The 24,025-nt window shown below is 53.2% G+C and carries 20 protein-coding genes and 1 pseudogene; 12 read left to right on the top strand and 9 right to left on the bottom strand.

Features of this window, described 5'->3' with window-relative positions:
- Positions 1-60 precede the first annotated feature (60 nt).
- On the bottom strand, positions 61-1,140 hold the full coding sequence (locus E0L35_RS20840; protein WP_138801313.1) for an ATP-binding protein: 1,080 nt from the start codon (positions 1,138-1,140) through the stop codon (positions 61-63).
- Complete coding sequence (locus E0L35_RS20835; RefSeq protein ID WP_349304650.1) at positions 1,137-1,907, bottom strand: response regulator; 771 nt, start codon at positions 1,905-1,907, stop codon at positions 1,137-1,139. The genes E0L35_RS20840 and E0L35_RS20835 overlap by 4 nt, the downstream gene beginning before the upstream one ends.
- Positions 1,908-2,040: 133 nt before the next feature.
- Between E0L35_RS20835 and E0L35_RS20830 the strand changes: the two genes are divergently transcribed.
- The 3 genes from E0L35_RS20830 (at position 2,041) to E0L35_RS20820 (ending at position 7,998) form a co-directional block, all read left to right on the top strand.
- Positions 2,041-3,198 (top strand): efflux RND transporter periplasmic adaptor subunit, encoded by a 1,158-nt coding sequence (locus E0L35_RS20830; RefSeq protein ID WP_138801312.1) that lies wholly within the window; start codon positions 2,041-2,043, stop codon positions 3,196-3,198.
- 22 nt (positions 3,199-3,220) lie between these two features.
- The gene (locus E0L35_RS20825; protein ID WP_138801311.1) at positions 3,221-6,367 is read left to right on the top strand and encodes a multidrug efflux RND transporter permease subunit; all 3,147 of its coding nucleotides are present in this window, start codon (positions 3,221-3,223) and stop codon (positions 6,365-6,367) included.
- A gap of 116 nt (positions 6,368-6,483) precedes the next feature.
- Positions 6,484-7,998, top strand: a complete 1,515-nt coding sequence (locus E0L35_RS20820) for an MFS transporter (protein ID WP_138801310.1) — start codon at positions 6,484-6,486, stop codon at positions 7,996-7,998.
- Between the two features lie 155 nt (positions 7,999-8,153).
- Here E0L35_RS20820 and E0L35_RS20815 read toward each other — a convergent pair whose 3' ends face one another.
- Entirely contained in the window at positions 8,154-9,089 is a 936-nt protein-coding gene (locus tag E0L35_RS20815; protein WP_035538973.1) for a LysR family transcriptional regulator, read from the bottom strand.
- Between the two features lie 172 nt (positions 9,090-9,261).
- Between E0L35_RS20815 and E0L35_RS20810 the strand changes: the two genes are divergently transcribed.
- Together E0L35_RS20810 and E0L35_RS20805 are read left to right on the top strand one after the other, a co-directional pair.
- Positions 9,262-10,386, top strand: a complete 1,125-nt coding sequence (locus E0L35_RS20810) for a M20 family metallopeptidase (protein ID WP_138801309.1) — start codon at positions 9,262-9,264, stop codon at positions 10,384-10,386.
- Between the two features lie 70 nt (positions 10,387-10,456).
- Positions 10,457-11,851, top strand: coding sequence for an AbgT family transporter (locus tag E0L35_RS20805; protein ID WP_212751702.1), 1,395 nt, complete (start codon positions 10,457-10,459; stop codon positions 11,849-11,851).
- A gap of 241 nt (positions 11,852-12,092) precedes the next feature.
- Here E0L35_RS20805 and E0L35_RS20800 read toward each other — a convergent pair whose 3' ends face one another.
- A complete protein-coding gene (locus tag E0L35_RS20800) occupies positions 12,093-12,656 on the bottom strand; it encodes a cupin (RefSeq protein WP_138801308.1) in 564 nt (187 codons plus the stop codon).
- Positions 12,657-12,867: 211 nt separating this feature from the next.
- Here E0L35_RS20800 and E0L35_RS20795 point away from each other — a divergent pair, with 211 nt between their 5' ends.
- Complete coding sequence (locus tag E0L35_RS20795) at positions 12,868-14,067, top strand: Bcr/CflA family efflux MFS transporter (protein WP_138801307.1); 1,200 nt, start codon at positions 12,868-12,870, stop codon at positions 14,065-14,067.
- Positions 14,068-14,359: 292 nt separating this feature from the next.
- On the top strand, positions 14,360-16,486 hold the full coding sequence (locus tag E0L35_RS20790; RefSeq protein WP_138801306.1) for a TonB-dependent siderophore receptor: 2,127 nt from the start codon (positions 14,360-14,362) through the stop codon (positions 16,484-16,486).
- Between the two features lie 80 nt (positions 16,487-16,566).
- Here the strand turns inward: E0L35_RS20790 and E0L35_RS20785 are convergent, their stop codons facing one another.
- Positions 16,567-16,863 carry a DUF1330 domain-containing protein gene (locus E0L35_RS20785; protein WP_138801305.1) on the bottom strand — a complete coding sequence of 99 codons (297 nt, stop codon included), beginning with the start codon at positions 16,861-16,863 and terminating at the stop codon, positions 16,567-16,569.
- Between the two features lie 231 nt (positions 16,864-17,094).
- Between E0L35_RS20785 and E0L35_RS20780 the strand changes: the two genes are divergently transcribed.
- Complete coding sequence (locus tag E0L35_RS20780; RefSeq protein ID WP_027957278.1) at positions 17,095-17,895, top strand: PhzF family phenazine biosynthesis protein; 801 nt, start codon at positions 17,095-17,097, stop codon at positions 17,893-17,895.
- 331 nt (positions 17,896-18,226) lie between these two features.
- On the opposite strand, the gene E0L35_RS20775 is transcribed toward E0L35_RS20780, so the two are convergent.
- Genes E0L35_RS20775 through E0L35_RS20765 form a run of 3 tightly spaced genes read right to left on the bottom strand, consistent with a single transcriptional unit; the run spans position 18,227 to position 19,541 of the window.
- Positions 18,227-18,691 (bottom strand): 3TM-type holin, encoded by a 465-nt coding sequence (locus tag E0L35_RS20775; RefSeq protein WP_051430604.1) that lies wholly within the window; start codon positions 18,689-18,691, stop codon positions 18,227-18,229.
- The gene (locus tag E0L35_RS20770) at positions 18,688-18,975 is read right to left on the bottom strand and encodes a hypothetical protein (RefSeq protein ID WP_138801304.1); all 288 of its coding nucleotides are present in this window, start codon (positions 18,973-18,975) and stop codon (positions 18,688-18,690) included. Before E0L35_RS20770 ends, E0L35_RS20775 begins: the two co-directional genes overlap by 4 nt.
- 17 nt (positions 18,976-18,992) lie before the next feature.
- The gene (locus tag E0L35_RS20765) at positions 18,993-19,541 is read right to left on the bottom strand and encodes a glycoside hydrolase family 104 protein (RefSeq protein ID WP_035538965.1); all 549 of its coding nucleotides are present in this window, start codon (positions 19,539-19,541) and stop codon (positions 18,993-18,995) included.
- A gap of 474 nt (positions 19,542-20,015) precedes the next feature.
- Between E0L35_RS20765 and E0L35_RS20760 the strand changes: the two genes are divergently transcribed.
- The 4 genes from E0L35_RS20760 (at position 20,016) to E0L35_RS20750 (ending at position 23,948) form a co-directional block, all read left to right on the top strand.
- Positions 20,016-20,711, top strand: coding sequence for a helix-turn-helix transcriptional regulator (locus tag E0L35_RS20760; protein WP_041157692.1), 696 nt, complete (start codon positions 20,016-20,018; stop codon positions 20,709-20,711).
- Positions 20,712-21,438: 727 nt separating this feature from the next.
- Positions 21,439-22,512 (top strand): hypothetical protein, encoded by a 1,074-nt coding sequence (locus E0L35_RS20755; protein ID WP_027957274.1) that lies wholly within the window; start codon positions 21,439-21,441, stop codon positions 22,510-22,512.
- 1 nt (position 22,513) lies between these two features.
- On the top strand, positions 22,514-22,657 hold the full coding sequence (locus E0L35_RS26335) for a hypothetical protein (RefSeq protein ID WP_161575191.1): 144 nt from the start codon (positions 22,514-22,516) through the stop codon (positions 22,655-22,657).
- Between the two features lie 250 nt (positions 22,658-22,907).
- Positions 22,908-23,948 (top strand): glycosyl hydrolase family 28-related protein, encoded by a 1,041-nt coding sequence (locus E0L35_RS20750; protein ID WP_138801303.1) that lies wholly within the window; start codon positions 22,908-22,910, stop codon positions 23,946-23,948.
- On the opposite strand, the pseudogene E0L35_RS26705 reads toward E0L35_RS20750, so the two are convergent.
- Positions 23,907-24,025: pseudogene (locus tag E0L35_RS26705) on the bottom strand (IS30 family transposase); the annotation flags it as partial. The gene E0L35_RS20750 and the pseudogene E0L35_RS26705 overlap by 42 nt on opposite strands.

The raw sequence follows: 24,025 nt of genomic DNA, 5'->3' as shown, positions 1-24,025 counted from the left end.
GATTTTTTCTTAGTAGTTCGCCAAGAGGGTAAACGCGCTATGTCATCACGCGCTATGTCATCACCCCCTATGTGATTGAGAAGGCCAGCGCAACTCGAAACAAGAGCCACCCTCATCAGAGGGGTAGCATTTAGCCTCGCCACCATGGGCTCTTGCAATCGCCGCGACTACCGCCAATCCTAGCCCGCTTCCTCGCTTGTCTCCTGGCATACCACTGTCAGCGTCCCGCGCATGCCGGAATGCCGTGAAAATCTGAGAAGCATATTCCTGAGGAATACCTGGGCCGGTATCTATAACACGCAAAACACACCAGCCGTCGTCCTGGCGCGTTTGGATGATGAGTGTCCCTGGGGATGCATGCTGGCGAGCGTTTTCCAGCAACGCAAGCAATGCCTGACGAATACGGACAGGATCGCAATACGCGGCGCCAGATTGCAGATCAAGGGTTGGATAATGATTTGATGCATCTAGGGCATGTCTACAAAATTCAACGACTGATTCAATTTCAGTAGAAAGATCGCATTTCTTGATCTCAAGGTTCAGATGGCCGCTTTCGGCCAAGCTTACGGCGCGAAGGTCTTCAATCAGTTGTGCCATACCGTCGATTTGGGTAAGGAGGCTTTGAAACTGGGGTTTTTCGGGGGGGAATACGCCTTCTGCCAAGCCTTGCAGGCGTCCGCGTAAAATAGTAACGGGCGTACGCAGCTCATGGGCAATCGCCGCATTCCAGAACGTCATTTCCTTGGACATTCGCTGTAATTGGTCTGCCAAGGCATTGAAGTCGTTTGCCAAAACGGCGGCCTCGCCTAAAGAGCGATCACCCGTCGTGGCGCGTGCGTCCAGGTCGCCTTGCGCGACGCGACGCATGCTTTCTGTGACGGAGTTTAGCGGTACCAGAATGCGACGTGCCAAGTGAATACCCACTATCACGGCGAACGCCAGCCCAACCAACGTAGTGCTAACGAGCCAAGCCCACTCTAGCCCCGACGGGAACATGTTTGGTTCGCTAATCGCCCCCTGCCAAAAATGGAAGGTAATGAAATAGAACACATAAGAGGTCACCACGACTAGCAGTGTTATCCCAAACGCCATTGCTGCCATTGTTAACGCGATTGTCCGGCTCAATCCAATGAGTTTCATTCTGTTCCCCATAGCCGATACCCAACGCCGCGTATGCCAACGGGTATGCCTTTCACATCGACGTCTTCCAGTTTTTTACGCAGCTTGCTGATATGGCTGTCGACAGTGCGCTCAAGCGCCTCACCTTCGGGCAGGCAGGCGGCCAATAACTCTGCGCGGGTGCAAACTTTTTTGGGCGCGCGTGCAAGGTGCGTCAACAATCTGAATTCGGTGAGCGTTAACGCAAGGCTGTGCGAGTCTCCTCCCACCTGAACAAAGGCTTCGTGTTGTTCCAAGTCGATCTCAAAAGGCGGAACCCTGAGCACAAGAGGTTGATGGCTAGCATCAGCCATGGTGCGTCTTAACACTGCCTGAGTGCGTGCGACGACCTCGGCAGGGTTAAACGGCTTGACGACGTAGTCGTCGGCACCAAAACGCAAGCCCATGAGTTTATCGATGTCCTGATCCATCGCGGTCAACATGATGACGGGCGTCTTACCCCGATGGCGAACCTCTGACAGCACCTGCCAACCATCCATTTTAGGCATCTTTACATCAAGTAAGACGAGATCGGGTTTCATCGACAAATGCATATCTAATGCTTTACGTCCATCTTCTGCGTAGATGGTTCGGAGGCCCGCACGTTTCAGGTAAGCCTGCAGAATATCAGCGATCTCAGGCTCGTCTTCGGCGATGAGAATCAGTGCTTGCTGACCAGAATAAGAACTTGGCGACTGATGAGTCGTGGACATGTAAGCGCCTAATGAAACATTAATAGTGTTCTCCATCATATCTACACATACCGTCGACGTTAATACCACGCTACAGCGATATAGTCCCCTTCAATTTTATTGCTAGGCAAATGTTTACCTATTTCTCAATGAGCTAGGTCTGAAAGAACGATGCCTGAAGGGACGATGCATGACGATCCGACATATTTACCGCAATGGTGGCTTCTGTGCCTTGCTGCTAACCGTGCTAACCGCCTGCGGGCCAGTTGAGCAAGAAGTAGCGCCGCCGCCTGCCCGAGTGTCTGTTGTTACCTTGGAACCCGTTAGATTGGAGCTGACCGAAGACTTACCGGCCCGGGTCGCTCCTTTTCAAGTGGCGGAAATTCGTCCGCAGGTCAGCGGAATTGTCCAACGTCGACTTTTCGAACAGGGAACCGACGTGAGTGCGGGGCAGCCATTATTCGAAATCAACCCAGCGCCGTTTCGAGCGGAAGTGGAAACGGCAGAAGCCGCTTTGCAGAAAGCCGAAGCCGAGCTTGCGAATGCCCGTGCGCAGTCCGCTCGGTTGGAGTCGCTGGTCAGGGGGCAGTCGGTGAGCCGCCAGGCCTATGACGACGCCGTATCCAAAAGTCAGCAGGCCGCTGCTGAGGTGGCTCAAGCGCGTGCCACGCTGTCACGTCGCCGCCTTGACTTAGAGTTTTCCACGGTGGCGTCTCCCATTGCTGGCCGAATTGATCAAGAGTTGGTAACGGTGGGAGCGCTTGTCGGCAGCAGCGATAGCACGCCCATGGCCCGTGTTCAGCAGATCGATAAAGTTTATGTCGATGTTCAGCGTTCGGCTTCCTCACTTGAATCGCTTCAAGATGCGATGGCGGCGCAACCTTCGCTAGATAATGGTTTACCGGTCACCATCCTCGGCAGCAACGGTACACCCTACGATGTCACCGGACGCATTCTTTTTTCGGGCATCAATGTGGATGCCAGCACGGGTGACCTTTTACTGCGTGTACTCGTGGACAATCCCAATCGACGCCTGCTGCCCGGTATGTTTGTGCGCGCCCGCGTGCCCTACGCACGCTATGACAACGCGTTGACGGTGCCGCAACAGTCCGTGGTGCGCATCGGCGGTAAGCCCTACGTGTGGTTGATTGGTGACAGCGACAAGGCGGTGATGGTCTCAGTGGAGCTTGGTGAATTGGCGAACGGTAATTATCGGATTAAGACGGGGTTGACAGAGGGGCAGAAGGTTGTCGTCGAGGGTATAGAGCGACTTTCTGATGGTGTCGAAGTCAGCGCGACTGATTGGCATAGGTCATCGCCTCTTGAGGCTTCAGTGGCATCTTCTTAATTAAGCTTCAGGAGTCTCCGCAATGCCTCAGTTCTTCATCCAGCGCCCAGTCTTTGCGTGGGTGGTCGCGCTGTTTATCATCCTGCTGGGCGTGATCGCCATTCCTAAGCTGCCGGTCGCTCACTACCCCTCGGTAGCGCCCCCTTCGGTGACCATCACTGCGACTTACCTCGGCGCCACACCGCAGACCATGAACGATGCCGTGCTCAGTCTCATCGAACGAGAACTGTCCAGCGTCAAGAATCTGCTGTACTTCGAATCGTCGGCGGACTCTTCAGGGTCGGCCTCTGTCACCGCCACCTTCAAGCCAGGGACAAATCCGGAACTGGCCCAAGTGGATGTGCAGAATAGACTCAAGGCAGTCGAGCCTCGGTTACCCCAGGCGGTTCGTCAGGATGGGCTGAGCGTCGAGTCAGCGTCATCCAGTTTTCTGATGATCGTAGGTCTGAATTCCGAGGATGGGCGCTTTGATGAGATTGCCCTGAACGATTATATGGCCCGCAATATCGTCGAGGAGCTGCGCCGCATTGATGGTGTCGGTCGTGTGCAGCTGTTCGGTGCTGAGCAGGCAATGCGAATCTGGATAGAGCCGGAGAAGCTGATTGCTTTCGGCTTGTCGGTGAATGATCTCTCGACCGCGATCACGGAGCAGAACGCACCGATTGTGCCGGGCAGCATCGGCGCGTCTCCGGCCTTACCCGGCCAAAAGGTGTCCTCGCTGTTGACCGCACAGGGGCAATTGAGCACGCCGGAAGAGTTCGCCGCTATCGTACTTCGCGCTAATGTCGACGGCTCCAAAGTGGTGTTGGGCGATGTGGCGCGAGTCGAGTTGGGCGCCCAATCCTACGGCTTCTCCAATCGTGAGAATGGTCAGCCAGCGACGGCGGCAGCCATACAGCTGGCACCCGGCGCCAATGCTGTCCGCACGTCGGAAAGTGTGCAGGCGCGTTTGGCTGAGTTAAACCAGGCGCTACCCGCGGGCATGAGCTCATCGGTTCCCTTTAATACGGCTCCGTTCGTTAAGGTTTCTATCGAGAAGGTCATCCATACCCTTATCGAGGCGATGGTATTGGTGTTCCTGGTGATGCTGCTGTTTCTACAGAACATCCGTTACACGCTGATTCCCGCACTGGTCGCGCCGATTGCGTTGTTGGGAACCTTCACGGTGATGCTGCTGGCAGGTTTCTCAATCAACGTGCTGACGATGTTTGGCATGGTGTTGGCGATTGGCATCATCGTCGATGACGCTATCGTGGTGGTCGAGAACGTTGAGCGCATCATGGCCAAAGAGGGATTGTCGCCAAAGGACGCCACCATCAAGGCGATGAAGGAAATTACTGGCGCGGTGGTGGGCATCACCCTGGTATTGACGGTGGTGTTTATCCCGATGGCCTTCTCGAGTGGCTCGGTCGGTGTGATCTACAAGCAATTCGCGCTGGCGATGGTGGTCTCGATTCTGTTCTCGGCGTTTCTGGCGTTGACGCTGACACCGGCGCTATGCGCAACCCTTCTCAAGCCCATTAAACCGGGGCACCACGACAAAGGCGGTTTCTTCGGCATGTTCAACCGGGCGCTTAAACGTATGACCGCCCGTTACGAATCGCGTGTGGGGAGGCTGGTCGCCCGCAGTGGTCGGGTCATGCTGGTGTTTGTGGTCATCGCAGGCGTGCTGGTGTTCGCCTTCCGCCAGTTGCCTTCGGCTTTTCTGCCGGAAGAGGATCAAGGCTATTTCATGACCAGTATCCAGCTACCCGCTAATGCGACCACCGAGCGTACCTTGGATGTCGTCAAGGCGTATGAGGAGTACGTCATGGCGCGCCCTGCAGTGGACGGCAATATGTCTATTTTGGGCTTCGGGTTCTCTGGGTCTGGCGCGAATACAGCGCTGACGTTCACCACGCTAAAGGAGTGGGGGAAGCGCGACGGTGCCACGGCGGCGAGTGAAGCGGAAGGAGCTCAGGCAGCCATGAGTCAATTGAACGAAGGGACGGTGATGAGTATGTTGCCGCCGGCCATTGATGAATTGGGTACCAAGTCCGGCTTTACGATGTTCTTGCAGGATCGCCGCAACCAGGGGCCGGCCGCCCTTAAGGCTGCCGAGACGACGCTGCTGGAACTGGCGGCGCAGAGCAAGGTAGTTAGTGACGTCTATTCCGACGGCCTTCCGGAAGGGGCGAGCATTCGTCTTGACATCGATCGCCAGAAAGCCGAAGCGCTCGGCGTGTCGTTCGCCAACATTAGCGAAATCCTGTCTACCGCGATGGGGTCGTCCTACATCAACGATTTCCCGAATGAGGGCCGGATGCAGCAGGTGATTATGCAAGCGGATGCGTCGGCACGCATGCAGGTCGACGACGTGCTCAAGCTGCATGTGCGAAATAGCAGGGGGGGCATGGTTTCCCTGTCAGAGGTGGTGACTCCGGTGTGGGACGAAACACCGCTACAAATGGTGCGCTACCTGGGCTATCCCGCCACCAGCATTTCCGGCAGTGCGGCGAAGGGGGCTTCCACTGGTGATGCCATGGCTGAAATGGAGCGTCTGGCGCAGCAACTTCCGCCCGGTTTCGCAGTGGCCTGGACGGGGCAGTCCCTTCAGGAGCGCCAGTCCGCTGCTCAGGCACCCATGCTGGTTGCGCTATCCATCCTGGCGGTGTTTCTGGTGTTAGCCGCTCTCTACGAGAGCTGGTCCATTCCGCTGTCGGTCATCCTGGTTGTGCCGCTGGGGTTGCTGGGTGCGGTAGCTGCTATGTTGCTGCGTGACCTGCCTAACGATGTGTTCTTCAAAGTCGGTATGGTCACCGTGATCGGGTTGTCTGCGAAAAACGCGATCTTGATCGTTGAGTTCGCAAAACAGTTGCGTGAGCAAGGTAAGGGGCTGATGGAGGCCGCGGTGGAAGCCGCCAGCCTGCGCCTGCGTCCGATTCTTATGACCTCACTCGCTTTCGGCTTGGGAGTGGTGCCGTTGATGGTTGCGTTTGGCGCCAGTGCCAAAACCCAGCATGCGATAGGCACGGGCGTTTTCGGCGGCATGGTTAGCGGAACGCTTCTGGTGATTCTCTTCGTCCCGGTGTTCTTCGTTTTCGTGATAGGTCTTCAGGAGCGCGTTAGTGGCAGGCGTACGGCTCGTCGCCTTTCATCATTACAACCCGATAACGATATAGAGCATTAATGCCATGCGCCGACTGATTCCGCCTATCGTGCTAACGCTGTCGGCGTCCCCTGTGTCAGACACCTTTTCAGTGGCAGCGTTGGAAGTGACATCATTATCTAGGAGTTAAGTGGCTAATGCTTTCTGCTATCCCACAACGTTGGCTAGTTCTGTTTGCTGTAATGCTGGCGTTCCTGCCCGTTGTCATCGACATGACGATCCTGCACGTCGCTATACCTGTACTGACGCCGGCGCTAGGTGCCACTGGCACCGAAGTGCTGTGGATCATCGATATTTATCCGCTGCTGATGGCGGGCCTGCTGGTGCCGATGGGCACGCTGGCTGACCGAATCGGTACGCGTCGTGTGCTGCTGACCGGACTCTTGGTGTTAGGGGTGGCGTCACTACTGGCGGCATTCTCGACGACACCCGTCATGTTGATCGGTGCTCGAGTGCTGCTCGCCATTGGCGGGTCGATGATCATGCCCTGTGTTCTGGGTGTCATCCGCAAAACCTTCGAGGACGAGCGCGAGCGTGCGATGGCGCTTGGCCTATGGGGAACGGTTGGGGCCGCAGGCGCGGCAGTTGGCCCATTGATTGGTGGTGTCTTGTTGGAACATTACTGGTGGGGCTCGGTATTCCTCATCAATGTTCCCATCATGCTAGTGGTGGCGCCGGTCGCCTACGCGCTGCTGCCCCGCCGCGAGGCGACGACGCCAGGCAAATGGGCTTTCGGTCAGGCCTTGATTTTGCTTGTTGGTATCATCTCGGTGGTTTATGGCATCAAGTCTGGGGTGGGTGCGGGGCAGCCGCTGTGGCGTGCAGGGTTGGTGCTCTTCCTGGGACTAGCGATGCTGACCTGGTTTGCACGTATCCAGTTGCGTTCGGCGGAGCCGATGCTGGACTTATCGCTATTTCGCCATCCGGCCATTGTCGTTGGCATGGTGATGGCGTTAGTGGCTTCCGGCGCACTGGCAGGTGTCGAACTGACGCTGGCGCAAGAGCTGCAATATGTGCTGGACAAGACGCCGCTGCAGGCCGGCCTTGTTATGGTGCCGATCATGGCGGCCGCTGCAGTTGGTGGCCCTGTTGCAGGCTACCTGTCCAACCGGTTCGGCTTACGGTTGGTTGCCAGCATGTCGATGGCGATTGCGGCAGCCGCTTTGGCCTACCTGGCGCATGCTGACTTCCACGCGCCTGACTGGACAGTGCCAACAGCTTTGGCCGTGCTGGGGCTCACCCTAAGCATCGGCCTGACCGCTTCCTCAATTGCCATTATGGGGGCAGTGGACGCCAGTAAAGGAGGGGCTGCAGGCTCTTTGGAAGCCACCGGCTACGAATTGGGCAGTGGGCTCGGCATCACCCTGTTTGGGGTTTTCATGGCGAGCGTCTATACCAGCACTATTGTACTGCCGCCACACTTGGAGCCAGCCCTCAGTGCACAGGCTGCGCGCTCGATCAGCGACAGCATCGTTGTGGCACAAGGGCTGGCTGCAGATCAGGCGGATGCACTCATCATGGCCGCGAAGGCAGCATTCTCCACCACGCACTCGATCTTGCTAACAGCTGCTGCGATTCTCATCGCTTTGCTGTCGATTGTGGTGTTTCTGATGCTGGGTAGCCACCCAGACAAGGTGGGTGCGCACGAGTGATGCTGGTCGGGCACTGGCACATCCATGCGGTTTTAGCCCCGGTGTTAGCTGTTAAGGTAAGCGTGGCGGGTTGCCTTGGCTGCCTCATATGGGGGCATTACTGGACGCGAATTACTCCCCAAATTTAACGAGTAAAAGCGCTACCTGATTTAAGCTCAGCGCTTCCCGGCAGACTGTGATTGCATTGAGCTCGCGAGTACTTTCCATAGGTGTTCAGCGGCAGGAGTGAACCTTCTTCCTTGGCTACGGATGAGATGGCAGGTAGCGGTATGCGATAAAGAGTGCTCGACAGGGATCGCAACGATATCACCACGATCCACCAATGGGCGGGCAGACTGCCGCGTCATGAAGGCAATACCTAGCCCTGATATTGCGAGCGCAATAGCCGTTGAAAAATGATTGCACTGGTAAGCGGGCAGAGGGGCTAGGTGTTGGCTGCTGAACATTTCATTGATGTACTGTTGGATGCCGAATTGTTCTGCCATAAAGATCAATCGCTGGGAGGCCAGGGTTTCAAGCGTAATGGCTTCAAGGCCTGCCAAAGCGTGATGTGGCGGCACTATGGCGCAAATGGGGCCGCGGTTAAAACTGCGAACCATGACCGGAGGATCGCCTAATGGACCAAAGCTGATCGCCATGTCCACTTTGCCCCGCAGCATCATGTTGATTGTTTCACTCATGTTGCCAGAGTGAATATCGACAAACACATCAGGGTAATCTGCACTGAACTGTTGGAGAGGCCCTTCCACAAATTCACTGATCATACCCTGCCCGACCCGTAGGCTGACACTGCCTCGACGCAAGTGGCGCATATCCTGCAGTGTCTCGGCTAATTGACGCCGCCGATACAGCATTTCCCGGTGGTGCTCGATCAGTAGCTTTCCCGCCTGGGTCACCGTGACGTTCCTTCCCTGTTTTTCGAGCAAGGGAATTTGCAGATGACGCTCAAGCAGTGCTATTTGCCGGCTAATGGCTGAAGGGTTAACGCCGACTGACTCGGCAGCCGCTCTAACACCTCCTTGCATGGCAACCTCGTAAAGGTAAGCCAGTCGATGTTCGGTAATTCCCTGGTCTATGCGTTGTTGCACCATTCTCTCTATCCTTCACCGGCTTCTTAACCGTTGCTTTGAACGCAACGATTCGGCTGCGCGCTTCTTATTCTTTCCTTGTTATGCCCCTCACATACTGACCGTGCGCCTAATAGCACAACGCTGTTCTGGGTTGCTGCTGTTTAGAGGCTGTCATTCTTACTCGAGAGGCTATATGAATACCCTTCACACTTATCTGCAAGAGCATCAGCGTTCTATTCTCGATGATATTGAAGCGTTGGTACGTGCTGAATCGCCATCCAATGATAAAGCCGCAGTGGACGCCTGTGGTCAAATGTTGCGCCAGTTATTTCAAGACCGGCTCCAATGTCAGGCGGAAACGTTCCCACAAACTGAAAAGGGCGATCATCTTGGCTTCACGCTAGGAGAGGGGGATCGTCAGATTCTTATTTTGGGGCATTTCGACACGGTTTGGGATATCGGCCGGCTCGCTATCCGCCGTGAGACGGACAAGTTTTACGGTCCCGGCATTTTGGATATGAAAGCAGGTATTGTTCAAGCCATTTGGGCTGTCAAAGCACTCGTTGAACTCGATGCGCTTCCCAATGCCCGTATTCGTTTTCTATGTACCAGTGATGAGGAGTTAGGTAGCCCTACCTCGCGACAACGAATTGAGGAGGAGTCGGTTGCGAGCGATGTGGTGCTGGTTGTTGAACCTGCCACGGCTAATGGCAGCGCTTTGAAAACGGCACGTAAAGGCTCTGGACGCTTTTACATGCATATAACGGGTAAAGCAGCTCATGCGGGCAATAACCCTGAAGAAGGGGTGAGTGCGATTGAGGAGTTGTCCCACCAGATTCAGTACTTACATAGCCTGGCCGACCCCGGCCTGGGAACCACAGTGAATGTTGGGATGGTACGTGGCGGTGGCCCACTTAATGTCGTGCCGGAGGAAGCTGAGTTAGGTATTGATGTTCGGGTAACGACGCTGGAAGAAGCCGGGCGGCTCTACAATGCCATTTATCAAAGTACCCCATTTCATCCCAGCGTAACGCTAACCGTTAGCGGTGACATGACGCGCCCGCCGATGGAGCGAACACATGCTACGGCTCGTCTGTTTGAACTTGCACAGCACGCTGCCGGTGCATTCGGCATTGAGCTTACGGAAGCCTCGGTAGGTGGAGGAAGCGACGGCAATTTCGCTGCAGCCAAAGGTATTCCCACCCTTGATGGGCTGGGTGCAACTGGCGCTGCCCCCCATGCGGAATATGAGCACATTGAAATAGCCTCAATTGTACCGCGTGCGGCGATCCTGGCGGCGTTGATACGGCAGGTCTGATACGCCATTCAGCCGTTTGTCAGTGCGTTAAATAAATAACTATATGAAAAAATATTCAGGAAATTTCAACGTGAAAACTAGATCAATACAAAGAATGGCCATGCCCGATGCCTTTGTGATTCTGTTTGGGTTATTACTGGTGGCTTGGTTATTGAGTTTCTTTATTCCCTCGGGCCAGTTTGAGCGAACCACAGAGGGGCGTCCTACGGTTATTCCCGGCAGTTTTCATCTGGTGGAGTCTAGCGGCCTTAATTTTTTCGATATTTTTCTTTCTATTCAAAACGGTTTTATCAGCTCAGCAAACCTCATTGCTTTAGTTCTGGTAATGGGCGGTGCGATTGCAGTGGTGGAGTCTACTGGTGCGATCAATGCAGGTATCAAAAGCCTGGTTGATAAAGCCCGGGGGCGTAAATATCTGCTCGCGATTGTGGTGTCTTTTGTATTTGGCGTGGTATCTGCCATTGGCGTTGGGTCGAATGCCGTTATTGCCTTTATTCCGTTGGGTATCGTGTTGGCACGAGCGCTTAAGTTAGATGCGATCGCGGGGATCGCCATTGTCTATTTGGGCTATTTTTCGGGCTCAGCGGCTGCTGTTTTCGATCCCATTACGCTGGGGATTGCTCAATCCATAGCAGGGCTGCCGCTATTTTCTGGCGCGCCGCTTAGGGTGGCGCTATTTTTCGTGCTATTGGCAGTGACAATTGCTTATGTGTGTCGGTATATCAAACGCATTAGCGACGATCCCGCCCGTAGTTTGATGGGGAATCAGCCCTTTAGCACTGAAGCCATTGGGTCCGATGATGAGAACTTAACGTTTACGCGTCGGCATCTGGTCATTTTAATCTTCTTTGTTGCCTGCCTGGCGGTGTTTATTTATGGCTCTTTAGGTTTGGGATGGGGCGTTAATGAGCTTTCTGCCATCTTTATGATCAATGGGATAGGAAGCGCTGCACTCGCTCGTTTTTCGCCTAATGAGTTTGTGCAGATGTTCATGAAGGGGGCCAAAGGTATGCTATATGGTGCCTTTATTATTGGCATTGCCAAAGGCATTACGGTGCTCATGGCCGAGGGGATGATTCTCGATACGGTAGTGAATTCAATTTTTGTGCCCTTGAGTACGCTTCCCTCCATGTTGGGTGCGCTCGCTGTTTTTGTATTCAACCTCTTTTTCAACTTCCTGGTGCCTTCTGGTAGCGGTCAGGCAGCTGTAGTGATGCCGATTTTGACGCCGCTTGCGGATATGCTTGATATCACTCGGCAAACGGCGGTGATTGCATTCAAGCTTGGTGATGGGATCACCAATATTATTACGCCGACATCGGGGGTGTTGATGTCTGTGCTTGCCGTGGGCGGAGTGCCATGGAGTAACTGGGTACGTTTCGCGTTTCCGTTGGTATGCCTCTGGACGCTAGTGGGCATCGCCTTTGTAGTTACCGCTGTGTTGATTAACTACGGGCCTTTCTAATCAAGCGTAAGAATACGCTCGGTTAGTATGCAATACATTGGAAATAAACAACCAAACCGCTCAAGTTGAGCGGTTTGGTTCTCCATTAATGATATTTATAAGATATCGAATGACATTTATATAGTATTTTACCCTCACGTGAGGGCACTGGTAGCTTCATGAGTTAGTTAACTCAGGAGCTAGCAACATGATTTTAGAAATTTTTATTTCAGAAACTCTGAAGTTATGAAAGGTAACAGGACTAACTGTCCCATTTAGTCGAAAAGCCAATCAATCGACGAGCTTGCCAGTGGCCTTCCCGCCACAGCCCAGCTAATGAACCACCTACCGGGGAATCCTCGGGTAAGGCAACGGCAGCCACTCGTTCTTGAGCCGCCGCCAACTGTGCGGGGTCGCCGCGCTCTATTTCAGGCTCTTGGCCGGGTGGGTAGGCACCGACCATGCAGAAATCCTCGTCTGCTTCTACGCTGGCATGACCAACCCCTGCGGGTAGCACCAGCACATCGCCAGCATAAAGCATCAGCTCGCTGCCGTTAGGCCCACCCAGGCGTGCTTTGGCCTGCCCGCGGAAAATGCCTAGTGCTTCATGGGCAGTGGAGTGAAAGTGGTCAAAGTCATACAGGTGGTAGCGCCACGCCGGCGGCCAGCCGTGGCGTTGGAACATGGCTTCGAACGACTCGGCCCGTTCCTCGGCATTGCTGAGGTCGAGAACCTGACGATAAACCAGCACTGGTAGAGGGGAGTTGGGGTAGCCGGTCGCTGCATCGCTGTCGAGATGGAGTCGTTCTGGCTGGGGGATAGACATCCTGGTCTCCTTGTTGGGGGTGTGTTTTTAAAATAGCTTTGAGCACACTCTTTTGCATAGCCGCGCTAACCGATAACAAACTGGCTAGGTGTTTAGTCGATTACCGCCTCGCAGCCCACCCCCTCATTTTCTATTCGATTGCCTTGATGGCATCAGCCGGTATCATATCGTGGGTGTTGTCCATCATTACGCCCTTTTACCGCGAGCTTCTATGACCCAATCTAAAACGCCTTTCATTGTGGTGCTGAGTCTGGCAATGACCATGATGCTGGGCCCGTTTTCCATGGATACGTACCTGCCGGCCTTTCCGGTCATCGGTGAATCGCTGGGGATTTCTCAGCAGGCGGTATCGTTGAGCGTTTCAGTGTATGTACTCGCGTTGGCGTTTGGCCAGTTGATCGGCGGTGCGCTTTCAGACCGCTTCGGGCGCCAGCGGGTGCTGATGAGCGGGCTGGCGATTTTTGCGCTCTCAAGCATCGTCATTGGTATGGCGGATTCTTTGAACACCCTGCTCGGCGGGCGGGCAGTTCAGGCTCTTGGCGCCGGTTTTACCCTGGTATCTGTGCCGGCGCTGGTGCGCGATCGGGTGGCGGGCCGCGACGCCGCGAAACTGTTCTCGATGATGGGCTTTATCATGGTGCTGGCACCAGGAATCGCTCCGAGCGTAGGCAGCGCGATTCTGGCGCTGGGTTCCTGGCACTATATCTTTTTTGCCTTGGCGGTGTACGCGGTGCTGCTGGTGCCGTTGCTGGTGCGGGTGCTGTTTACCGGCCCGGGAAAGGTGTCGCGCGCGAAAAGCCCTAAGATGAGCCTGCTGGCGCGTTACAAACTGGTACTGTCGACAAAACTGGCGCTGCCGTTCATCGTTTGGCAGGCTGCTTCGTTTTCTACTCTGATGATGTTCATCACCTATGCGTCATTTATCTATCAGGGGCATTTCGGCCAGTCGCCTTCAAGCTTTTCGATGCTGTTTGCGGCGAATATCGTCGCGATGCTTATTTTCAACATTCTCAATCGAGTGTTGCTTTCCAGGCTACCGTCACTGCGTATCCTGCAGTTGGCAACGGGCTGTCAGGCAGTGGGTATAGTATTGCTGGTGATGGCTGCCTTTATGGATTGGTCGCTTTACGCCTTCCTCGCCGCCATGATGCTGACCATCGGCGCGGTGGGGGCGATCTCTCCGAATATTCAGGCCTGCTTTTTGGAGTTCTTTCCCACCAGTGGCGGGACGGCCGCAGCGCTTCTGGGCGCAGCACAGTTCGGTGTCGCCGGGCTGCTGAGCGCATTGTCCGCCATGTTGCCGCATACGCTTGAAGCGGTCATTCTGGCCATGGCCGCCTGTGGCTCGGTGGCGTATCTGATGCTTGCCCGCTCTATCATCAAAGGGCGTGCCGCTGTCGAGGCACACTGAGCCAGGCCACACTCCTTTGTCAAAAGCCCCGTGTTTTGGATAACACGGGGCTTTTTTTATTTGTTGATCAGATGCCGCTGGTACACGAGCGCTGCAGATATAGGACGGGTAGTCGGTTGGTGAATGACCTCATACGTGTATTGCAATCATGAACTAAAGTTCAAAATAAATGATTATGATTTGTGTTATTACTATTGACTAGGTGCTGCCACCTTTGGATACTCTCACGGCCTTTTAAAAGAAAACCATAAGGCGAGCAGGGCCGGTTTAATCATTTCAAGGGATCTTCAACATGACTGATAGCAGTAGTACAGTCCGGCGCGGCGCAAGCCGGTTACGGTGGCAGCAGACCACTACCGCCATTCTGTGCGGCACCACGCTGGTGAGTATTCCCATGCTCGGGAACGCCCAGGAGACCGGCCAAGGCAGTGACGATAACGAGGGATATCGCCTCGCCCCCATTATCGTCAACGCCCAGGCCTACGCTGATGATGATGCCAATTCGATAGTGGCTCAGGAGCTATGGGTCGGCGGTAAGGTGGCTACCAGTATCCTTGATACCCCCGCTTCCGTGTCGGTCGTCACTGAGAAGGAGATTGAGCAGCGCAACGCCTCTACCACCGAGGAAGTGCTGCAATATACGCCAGGCGTCCTCACCGATTATTACGGCACCGATGACCGTAACGACTATTTTAAAATTCGCGGATTCCAGGCGACTACCTACCGTGACGGGCTGACGCTAGGCTCTATGCGCGGTGTACGCGAAGAGCCTTACGCCTACGAACGCGTTGAAGTGTTGCGTGGGGCCAACTCCACCCTGTTTGGCCCGGCGGATCCAGGTGGTTCGGTCAACTTCGTGAGCAAACGGCCACGCTTTGAGCGTTTTGGAGAGGGCTATCTCTCCTACGGCTCATTTGACGCAAAAGAGGCCGGTGTTGATGTGGGTGACACGCTGAACGCTGACGAGACAGTGGCCTACCGTTTCACCGGCACCATCCGGGACAGCGACCGCGAATACGATCACTCCAAAGACAACAATGGTTTCCTGATGGGGGGCTTGGCCTGGGAGCCGACAGATTACACCTCAGCGAGTGTTATCTTCGATTACTTGAAGCGTGATGACACCCCCAACAGCGGTGGTTATCCGCTTGACCGGGAGTACGACCGCAGCGACTTCTTCGGCGAGCCTGGTTTTAATTATCACGACGTCGAGCGTACCAGCCTCACCGGGCAGCTCACCCATGATTTCAACAACGGGCTGACGCTGCGGGGTAATCTGCGCTATAGCGACCTGACTGATGACTTCGGCTACGTTTATATCACTGACTCCGCGGCGCGAGTTGGCAGCGTGGTGGATCGCGACTATTTTGGAACGGACAACGAAGCCCAGGAGTTGATCGGCAACGCTATCCTGCAATACGACGCCCGCTTTGATCAGGTCGATAGCAGCACGCTCGTGGGTGTCGAGTATCGCGATGCTTCCACCGAAGACCGTTCGTTTTACGGGGATGCGACCTCCATTGATATCGCAAACCCCGTCTTTAGCGGTGCCCCGAGTAGCCTGAACGTCTATAGCCGCAACAAGCAGGACTTTACCACCGAGTCGGTTTTCCTGACCCAGAATTTGTCCTTCTATGACCGATTCATCGTGACAGCGGGTGTGCGCAACGACTCGATGGATGTCTCAAGCACCAACATGGCGGGCGTTACCGATTCCGATGACTTCTCTGAGACCTCACTTCGCGGTGCGCTGACCTATCGGGTCACCGACGAAATTTCCACCTATGTCAGCATGGTGGAGTCGGTCGCACCACCCACGATTGGTGTTGATCCCGAACGGGGCGAGCAGTACGAAATTGGTGCGAAATATTCTCCCTTTGGTACGAATGCGCTGTTTTCGGCGGCCATCTATGACCTAACCAGGGACGACGTCACCATCTCGGTTGTACAGGACAATGGCGTTATCGAGCGGGAAACCGTGGGTGAGTCCCGCGTACGGGGTCTTGATCTGGAGGCCAAGGCTGAGTTGACCGATAGCCTTAGCGTGGCCGGTGGTTACTCCTATATGGAGTCGGAGGTGGTGCGCGACAGCAACGCAGCCAGAGAGGGTAACGAGTTCACTGCAGCACCCAAACATACGGCGTCGCTGTGGGGCTACTATACCTTGCCAAGCCAGGATATGAGTGTTGGCCTCGGCGCCCGTTACATTGGCTCCTACTACTTTGATGTCGCCAATACGTCAAAGAGCAGTGCGGCAACGCTGTTTGACGCGGCCTTCAGCTACCAGCTCACTAAAGACGCCGACCTAGCCGTCAACGTCAGCAACTTGCTCGACGAGCAGCACGTGGTCGGTTCAAGCACGGCCGATTACTATAATCCGGGTCGCGAAATCAGCGCGAAAGTGAGCTATCGCTGGTGATGTAATTCCGCCTATATCCCAGAGGTAAAGCAACGGCAAAACGCCCCGACTTGAACATTAAAGGCGGGGCGTTTTGGTATTTAGGCTTCTGTTAGACCATCAACGATAAACACCCGGTAGTCGGCACCTTGGAAGCGGTGCTTGCGGGCTTCCTGGTAGGCGGGGCTTTGATACCAGGCACGGGCGGCGGCCATGTCGGGGAAGCGTAGAATGACCGCTCCTTCCATTGCGCTGCCTTCCAGTACTTCAAAATCGCCATAAAAAGCCAGCGGCTGTGGGTCGTGGCCTTCACGGGCGGCTTTTGCCTTCTCGCCGTAGCTCTCCATTTCCTGGGCGTCGTGAGTGTGTTCGCGGGTCATTACGATATAAGCGGGCATTAAATTCTCCTTACTTGTTTATCAGGAACGTTATTAAAAGCTGTTCGTTTAGGGAATGGGCAGGGTGTCACTGATGATACCCCGCTCGGTGTACAGACTGCACTGCCGGGTATGGCTGGTGACGGGGGCATAGGATTAGCTTACGATTAATTAGCTAACATCGCTTGGTGTCCACAGCGCTGCACGTTATCGTTTTTGCTTTCTTTATTTAATAACAAGCCGAGTCATACCATGAAACTCGATCTCTACCAGTTGGATGCCTTTGCATCCAAGCCTTTTGAAGGCAACCCTGCGGCGGTTTGCCCACTAGATGCGTGGCTTGACGATGAGTTGTTGCAGGCTATCGCCACGGAGAACAATCTCTCTGAAACGGCCTTTTTTGTACCTGCCGAAACGGGCTACCATCTGCGCTGGTTTACCCCTTCTGTTGAAGTCGATTTATGTGGCCACGCCACGCTTGCAACGGCGTGGGTGATTTTTAATGCGCTGGGCGATACCGCCCAAACACTGCATTTTGAGACGCGTAGCGGTCAGCTTTTAGTGCAGCGTGAAAACGACGAACTTGCCATGAATTTTCCCGCGAAGGCGCTGGAGTCGTTGGCGATGAAAGTCGAGGTAATGGCAGCGCTTGGGCTTAGCGAGATCAATGAACTGCTGATATCCGACGATATTGTGGTGGTGATCAACGATGCGCAGTTGATCGAATCGCTAACGCCGGATATGCAGCAATTGAAGCGCCTTCCAGGGCGCGGCATTGTCGTTACTGCGAAAGGCAGCGATGTAGACTTTGTCTCCCGTTGGTTCGGCCCCAAAGTAGGCGTGGAAGAAGACCCCGTTACCGGCTCGGCGCACACCTCGCTTGCACCTTATTGGGCGAAACGGCTGGGCAAATGTGAGCTAACGGCGCGCCAGGGTGGTGCCCGAAAAGGTGAACTTCGCTGCGTAGTGGCAGGAGAGCGGGTAGTGATTAAAGGCCGTGTGGCGCCTTACATGAAAGGGGTAATCACTCTGCCAAGTAATTCGTTAGCATGATCCGGCTCCTCACCACTCAAAAACTGAAGGAAAGGTTCTTCAATACTGGCGAGCCGTGATCCAGGGTTAATAGAGTAGCTTCAGCACTTTGGACTGCTCTGTAGAAGCAAATGAGCTAGCGCCGTTATCGGTTTTGATTGTTGGTAGTTTCATCCAACCCGTATACGAGCCAGCTGTAATACGTAACACACATACTCAACTAATTGTTCAATGCCCTATATCCACTTATAAAACTGAAAGACAATGTGTTGGGCGGTTTTTTGGCTGTGCCTCACGGCATGGCCCAAGCGATATATCACAGCTTGGCAGCATTGCCGGGCAGCGAAACTCTTTACTGCTTTGGAATCTGTTGGTAAATGCTGTGCTGAGCTTTTGCCTGCTCTTGAGCTACTTGCCCGTTTTGCCATGTCGATATGCCGCGCTCGGCAGTCTGTCCCGCGATATAACCACCGACGCCAAGCGTCATCAGGTTCCAGAGTGCTTCGGGCAATGGCAGCGTCAGGCCCACGCCAAACATGGCGGATAGGTAAGGCGCGATCAGATAGTTATTAGCGACGATCGCTACGATAGTAAGCATTAAGATGGGACGCCAGTTGCGTTGCAGCCAGCTTTCGCCTTCAGCCTCAACAAGCACGACTTGCATCTGGCTTTTGAGAGCGCTGTTTTCCGCATCGATCAATTGAGTTTGTATCTCGTGCTTAAGCCGCGCCGCTTCATCTTTGTCGGTCAACGTCTTGTCGATCACGCTAAACAGCGGGCCAGTGATAACAGATAACGCTTTAGTCGCTATGTTCATCGCAAGCCCTCCAGCGCTGACACTCGGCTATTTAGGTTATTGATACGCCCCTCGATATTATCAAGCTCACGGCGCGCATCCACTGTGCGGTAGTACGTATCGCCCCAGCTTTTCAGCTCATGGCGCATTTCCTGAAGCATCAAGTCCTGCATAGTCAGGCGCTCTTCTAATACTACCGACTGCTGGCCGAGTTTCACCAGTTCAGAGCCAGCCCAAATGATCAGCGTTACTAACAGCACCTGGATTCCTGTCTGCATATGGCGCTCAAATATTGAAGGTTTCACATTGCGTTCCTGAGTCATTACGCCACTCTCCGAAGCTTGATGCGCTCGTACCAAGTTTGGTCGTTAGTGCACAGCTCACCGTGGGCGCGTTTGAACTCCAGCAGCAGGCGCTCAAGCGAATACTCATGCTGGCCGTACCCAGCCCCTGGCAGCGACGCCCAAATATTCCTGCAGCGGTGAATGGCCTCGGCGATCTCGCCCGCCTGAATTAAGCGCAAGGCGTGCTGTTCACGGATTTGCTGAATTGCACAACGGTCTTGGCTAATTGGCCCGAAGTCGGGCAAGTTAAGCTTGATGCGGTAGTGAGGCCAAAAGCGGCTCAACTGCTGGTATCGGCCAGCAGCTGTAGAATACAGCCCTTTACGCACTTTCACGCTTTGGCGAGGGTGGTCGGTGTAGTGATCCATTAGGATCAACTTGCTTGGGATAGAGCCGACAATCACTCGGTAGCCGTTATCAGTGCGGGGGTCTTGAAGCATGGGCTTGCCTATCTCAGCAAACGCCAGCACGTCGAGAAATGCGCATACATTCTTGCCGTCAGTGGCTTGGGGAGTAATTCGGGGCATGTAGGTCTCCAACGCCTCACGATGTGAAATTATGAGTTGTTTCATCATAGGTCGAACCTATCTCATTAATACGCAATGCTAAGGTTTTTGCTTCATCTGAATATTTCTATCTCAAACATCACGTCCACTTTGGGTTAGCACCCGGGTAACTGAGTGTTCCAAAAAAAATGCTAGGGCGATGATCGGGCGAGGTTGCGGCGCCAGTACACGTAGAAATGTCCACCTGAACGTAGGCAGGAGGAATATTTCCTGACTCGCGCTACTGCTGAGAAACACCGCAATCCCCGGTCAAGGTCGTGGTTGCCTGTTCGAGTGCCTTTTCGGCATCTCAGCTCAGTGCACAAGTATTTCCTGTAATCAGAGTAAGCCTGTAATTTTTTAATTACAAGTATATCTTGTTTAGCTTGTCACAAGCTTGCCTTGTACACTGCTGAAAATTTATATCATTCAGTCAAAAGCGCTTTGAGCAAACCAATGGAATTTTCAGAACGACTTAAAATAGCCCGTGAAAGACGTGGTCTTACCCAGACCCAGCTTGGCGAGATGCTTGGCGTTTCTGCGCAGTCGGTTCAACAGTGGGAATCAGGTGGTACGATGCCCCGCCACAAGCGCATAGACTCATTGGCGAAGCAGTTAAATGTGAGACCGCAGTGGCTTATCCTGGAGCAAGGCCCCATGGTAGAGGGTGTGCAAGATGAGGTGGTTCTACACAAGACGGAGCTATACGAAGAAGAGGGTGAAATACCGCCCGATGAGATTGAGGTGCCTTTTTTTCGTGAGGTTGAAATGGCAGCAGGAAGCGGAAGAACCCAGGTAATAGAAAATCACGGTCGCACAATGCGATTTAGCCTTCAACGTTTGGCCAGGGCAAATGTCCAGCCTTGTAACGCTGGTTGCGCCACGGTTACCGGTAATTCTATGGAGCCTATAATTATAGATGGCTCGCCTATCGGTATCGATAAAGGCTGCCGCCACATAATTGATGGGAAGATATACGCGCTAGACCATGACGGCATGCTTCGGGTCAAAAAGCTCTACCGATTACCACTTAACCGCATGCGCGTAGTCAGCGAAAATCACGAGGAATTTCCGGAGGAAGTGTATTCGATTGGCGATCCAGAAGCACCGAAGATAATTGGGCGTGTATTCTGGTGGGAAACTTTTTCGTAACAAGTCTTTTTTGTAAGAAAACCGCCTTTTTGAGGCGGTTTTTTTTCGCCTGCAATTCAGTTGGTTACATCTATTTCTTGTAATAATACCTGACAAAACTTGTTTTGTGCTTGCTATTGCAATTTTATCTTGTATATTTGGGTTCATTGCAAGCAGCATTACCCGCACCACCGGGAAACGTGGATGCTCTTTAACAATTCGATAATCCTAGCCGCCCGTAGGGGATTGCATCTCACAAGAGGTTGCTAGGAATACGCCGCCCAGGGCTGTCGAAATGCTGGGAATGCTGAAAGGCCGCGCTGACTGCGCAGTGGGGCATATGTCCGCCCACTCGGCAGAGAATAGCGCGGACTGTCGACCGCAATAGGGACAGACTTGGCAAACCAGCCCAGTTAGCAGTCAACGCTAAACCAGCCTCCACTGCAGGGGCTGCCGAATCAACAGCAGTAAGTCACGCCTGATCCGCAGCAATATAACGATCTTGAAGAAGAAATTCCTATTTAACCTATCTGCTCACCATACAGTTTCTCTCAAAACAGCATCTTACGATGACAAATCAAACCGAGCCAAGATAAGGAGGTGATAGCCCCCTGAGCCTAGCCCACGCATGTAATCAATTGAATAAAGACTACTATTCGATTCCGCGTTTATTTTAAACCGGGGAATGCATAAACACTGAATCTATCTATACCTAAGTAATACTAAACCTAAGCAATAGGAGAATTTTATGAGCGTAGTTCGTATTAACGAAACCCAGCCTCTTTCCGGCGCCATTACAGACCTGCCTGACAACATTTACGGCAATTACAACAGCCCGCTGTATCAGCTGATACAGGGAGGGCTACGTAATCAGCCAACCACTGACCCTAACCCCATTTTATTTCTTCAGAAGTACTCGTCTGCTAACCGCAACCAGAATTCATCGGAATGGGAACAAGGTGGGCTGTACTCACAGTTAACTAAGGTCACCGGTAACGCATACGGCGCAGCAATCACTGGAAATGCCCGAGCCACTGGTGGATCCGGAGACTCCATCGGGATTCATGCTCGCTGTTCTCGGGTAACCCCAGGTGGTCGCGGGTATGCTCTTTGGGGTTATTTTTCCGGCCAAGTGCAGAGTAGTGAAGCTAGCCATGCAGCTGAGCTTAATGCCAATGTAACCTATGATCCTGGATATGGCTCTAACCACCAGCTTGTCCGGGTATGCATGGCTGATCGATCAGCTGACACTAACCGATTCGGTAGCGCCCTAACTGTAGGCCGAAATACTAAAGGTGGAGATAACAACGGATTTCATACCGGGCTCCGATTTGAAGCTGGTTCCATCGTACGCAACACTGGAAATGATGGAGAGGCCATCCGTGTAGATGCGCCAATTAGTTCCTCTGGAAGCATTGGTGGCCTTCGCTTCGCCCGAGCTCATACCTCGCACGGTGGTGTATTCAAGTATGCCTTCAAAACAGACGAAGCGGTTTTCGCTGACAATGAAGTCGGGCGTCTTGGCGTCACACAGCGTCTTTCCTGGTACTCCAACGGAGCCCGTCGAGTTAGCTTGGTGGGGGGCAATACTACCCTCAGCATTACCGGCGGAGCCCTTAATATTGCCAATCCGGTAAGTGACACGGGATTACAAATAGCCGGTACTAAAGTACTGGGCCAACGCAAAGGAGGCTGGGGAGGTGTAAGCGGTACCACTAGTCGAGCGCAATTTAATACATCGAATGTCACAACCTCTCAATTGGCTGAGCGAGTTAAGGCCCTAATTGAAGACCTGACAGGTCATGGTTTAATTGGAGCTTAATATGAACGAGGTAGAGAAGATACGCGCAGCAAGTGAGTTCCTGATGCGCTGTGATTTGAAGGGACACGAAGTACCTTACTTCAACGAAGTCATGCAGTACCTGAACGAACTGTCTGAAAAAAAATCAGCAATGAATGAAGAGTAAGACGTATAAGTAAGGACGTCTTGAGGTGGCTTTTGTTAGCTGCTGAGGCTAACTAGAAGATATAAAAGAATATAGGCCATATGGCCTATGGGATAAAGCAGCTTACATGATTGGCTATGACTTTAATTCTGTGTAATTTAAGTACACCGTAAGTTTATGTTTTAGCCAGTTTGTTAAGACTTTTTATAATGCTGCTGTCTTTTTTAGTCGAAAAACTATCATTATTAACATAATACATGAAGGAAAAACGATGAATAATAGCAAGTTTCGCGATAATGCGCCTGAAACATTGGATGGCGCCACGACTAGAGGTGTTAGCAACTTGGCGGATAGTATTAGCTCTGCAGAAGTTACTACGTCTACCGGTACTCAAACAGTTCTTGAAGCATTAGATGCCCGGTGGAATGTGCTAGTTAAAGGAGGTGAATTCCCCCGCCCACTTGATGAGCAATTAGCTGAAGCTATGTACGTAGAAAACTTCGGTGCAGTAGGTGATAACGTTACTGACGATACTGCTAGCTTGCAACTTGCGTTAGATAGTGGTGAAGATGTATACCTTTCTTCCGGTAAAACGTATCTTATTTCTGACACTCTGAGCATGATAACGCCTAACCAGCGTTTCGGTGGCAATGGTATTATTAATTTTAAAATTGCCAATAACGAACCCTCACGACCAGCTGTTTACTTAGCCAAGGGCGCTGATAAGGCTATTTTATGTGTACGTGCAGTTAATCACAATGGTCAGAATCATGGCCCTATTAACGACCGTGGTGGACACCTAATTTGGGCTTCTGCTATCTTCATGGAGGCTGATGAGTGCGAAGCTCGTAACGTTACTGTTCTTAACGGTGCGGATAATGGTATCGCAGTTTGCCGTATTGAAAATGATACTATTATTGCTGGCACGCCGCGTATGGTGCGAGTTACTGGTTGTCGCGGTTCTAACTGCGGCTGCGCAACTGGCTTGAAAGAGCTCATTGATGGTGTGCCAACGCCTCGTGGTCGCCTTGGCGCGGCGGTCGATATTGGTTCAGGCAATAACTGCATCGTTTCTGACTGCTTAGATGAAGGCTCTTATATTGGTTTCATTCTAGATTTAGGTGCTGGCGCCCAAGCAGTATTCAGTAACTGTATTGCCTATGCTACTAAGCGTGACTATGACTGGATCGGTACAACTGAGTCAGGTACTGGTTTTTACATTGGAGGATCAGATAGCCACATAGTCAATTGCCAAGCTTTCTTCCTGAATTCAAACATTAAGCGCAGCACCCGCGGTTTTCAGCGCCCCTGAATACTCTCCCAGGAACACTTGTGCCGGTGTCCGATACCCCAAGCGTTTTCTGGGGCGATTGTTCAACTTGGCAACGA

This window comes from Halomonas sp. ATBC28 (assembly GCF_005937175.1).
GTDB lineage: Bacteria > Pseudomonadota > Gammaproteobacteria > Pseudomonadales > Halomonadaceae > Vreelandella > Vreelandella titanicae.
This window is presented reverse-complemented; position numbering and strand designations above follow the sequence as displayed.

What these genes read in the sequence shown, in the direction of transcription:
- E0L35_RS20840 (WP_138801313.1), bottom strand. Translation starts at nt 1,140, where the DNA reads ATGAAACTCATTGGATTGAGCCGGACAATCGCGTTAACAATGGCAGCA.
- E0L35_RS20835 (WP_349304650.1), bottom strand. Translation starts at nt 1,907, where the DNA reads ATGGAGAACACTATTAATGTTTCATTAGGCGCTTACATGTCCACGACT.
- E0L35_RS20830 (WP_138801312.1), top strand. Translation starts at nt 2,041, where the DNA reads ATGACGATCCGACATATTTACCGCAATGGTGGCTTCTGTGCCTTGCTG.
- E0L35_RS20825 (WP_138801311.1), top strand. Translation starts at nt 3,221, where the DNA reads ATGCCTCAGTTCTTCATCCAGCGCCCAGTCTTTGCGTGGGTGGTCGCG.
- E0L35_RS20820 (WP_138801310.1), top strand. Translation starts at nt 6,484, where the DNA reads ATGCTTTCTGCTATCCCACAACGTTGGCTAGTTCTGTTTGCTGTAATG.
- E0L35_RS20815 (WP_035538973.1), bottom strand. Translation starts at nt 9,089, where the DNA reads ATGGTGCAACAACGCATAGACCAGGGAATTACCGAACATCGACTGGCT.
- E0L35_RS20810 (WP_138801309.1), top strand. Translation starts at nt 9,262, where the DNA reads ATGAATACCCTTCACACTTATCTGCAAGAGCATCAGCGTTCTATTCTC.
- E0L35_RS20800 (WP_138801308.1), bottom strand. Translation starts at nt 12,656, where the DNA reads ATGTCTATCCCCCAGCCAGAACGACTCCATCTCGACAGCGATGCAGCG.
- E0L35_RS20795 (WP_138801307.1), top strand. Translation starts at nt 12,868, where the DNA reads ATGACCCAATCTAAAACGCCTTTCATTGTGGTGCTGAGTCTGGCAATG.
- E0L35_RS20790 (WP_138801306.1), top strand. Translation starts at nt 14,360, where the DNA reads ATGACTGATAGCAGTAGTACAGTCCGGCGCGGCGCAAGCCGGTTACGG.
- E0L35_RS20785 (WP_138801305.1), bottom strand. Translation starts at nt 16,863, where the DNA reads ATGCCCGCTTATATCGTAATGACCCGCGAACACACTCACGACGCCCAG.
- E0L35_RS20780 (WP_027957278.1), top strand. Translation starts at nt 17,095, where the DNA reads ATGAAACTCGATCTCTACCAGTTGGATGCCTTTGCATCCAAGCCTTTT.
- E0L35_RS20775 (WP_051430604.1), bottom strand. Translation starts at nt 18,691, where the DNA reads ATGAACATAGCGACTAAAGCGTTATCTGTTATCACTGGCCCGCTGTTT.
- E0L35_RS20765 (WP_035538965.1), bottom strand. Translation starts at nt 19,541, where the DNA reads ATGCCCCGAATTACTCCCCAAGCCACTGACGGCAAGAATGTATGCGCA.
- E0L35_RS20760 (WP_041157692.1), top strand. Translation starts at nt 20,016, where the DNA reads ATGGAATTTTCAGAACGACTTAAAATAGCCCGTGAAAGACGTGGTCTT.
- E0L35_RS20755 (WP_027957274.1), top strand. Translation starts at nt 21,439, where the DNA reads ATGAGCGTAGTTCGTATTAACGAAACCCAGCCTCTTTCCGGCGCCATT.
- E0L35_RS26335 (WP_161575191.1), top strand. Translation starts at nt 22,514, where the DNA reads ATGAACGAGGTAGAGAAGATACGCGCAGCAAGTGAGTTCCTGATGCGC.
- E0L35_RS20750 (WP_138801303.1), top strand. Translation starts at nt 22,908, where the DNA reads ATGAATAATAGCAAGTTTCGCGATAATGCGCCTGAAACATTGGATGGC.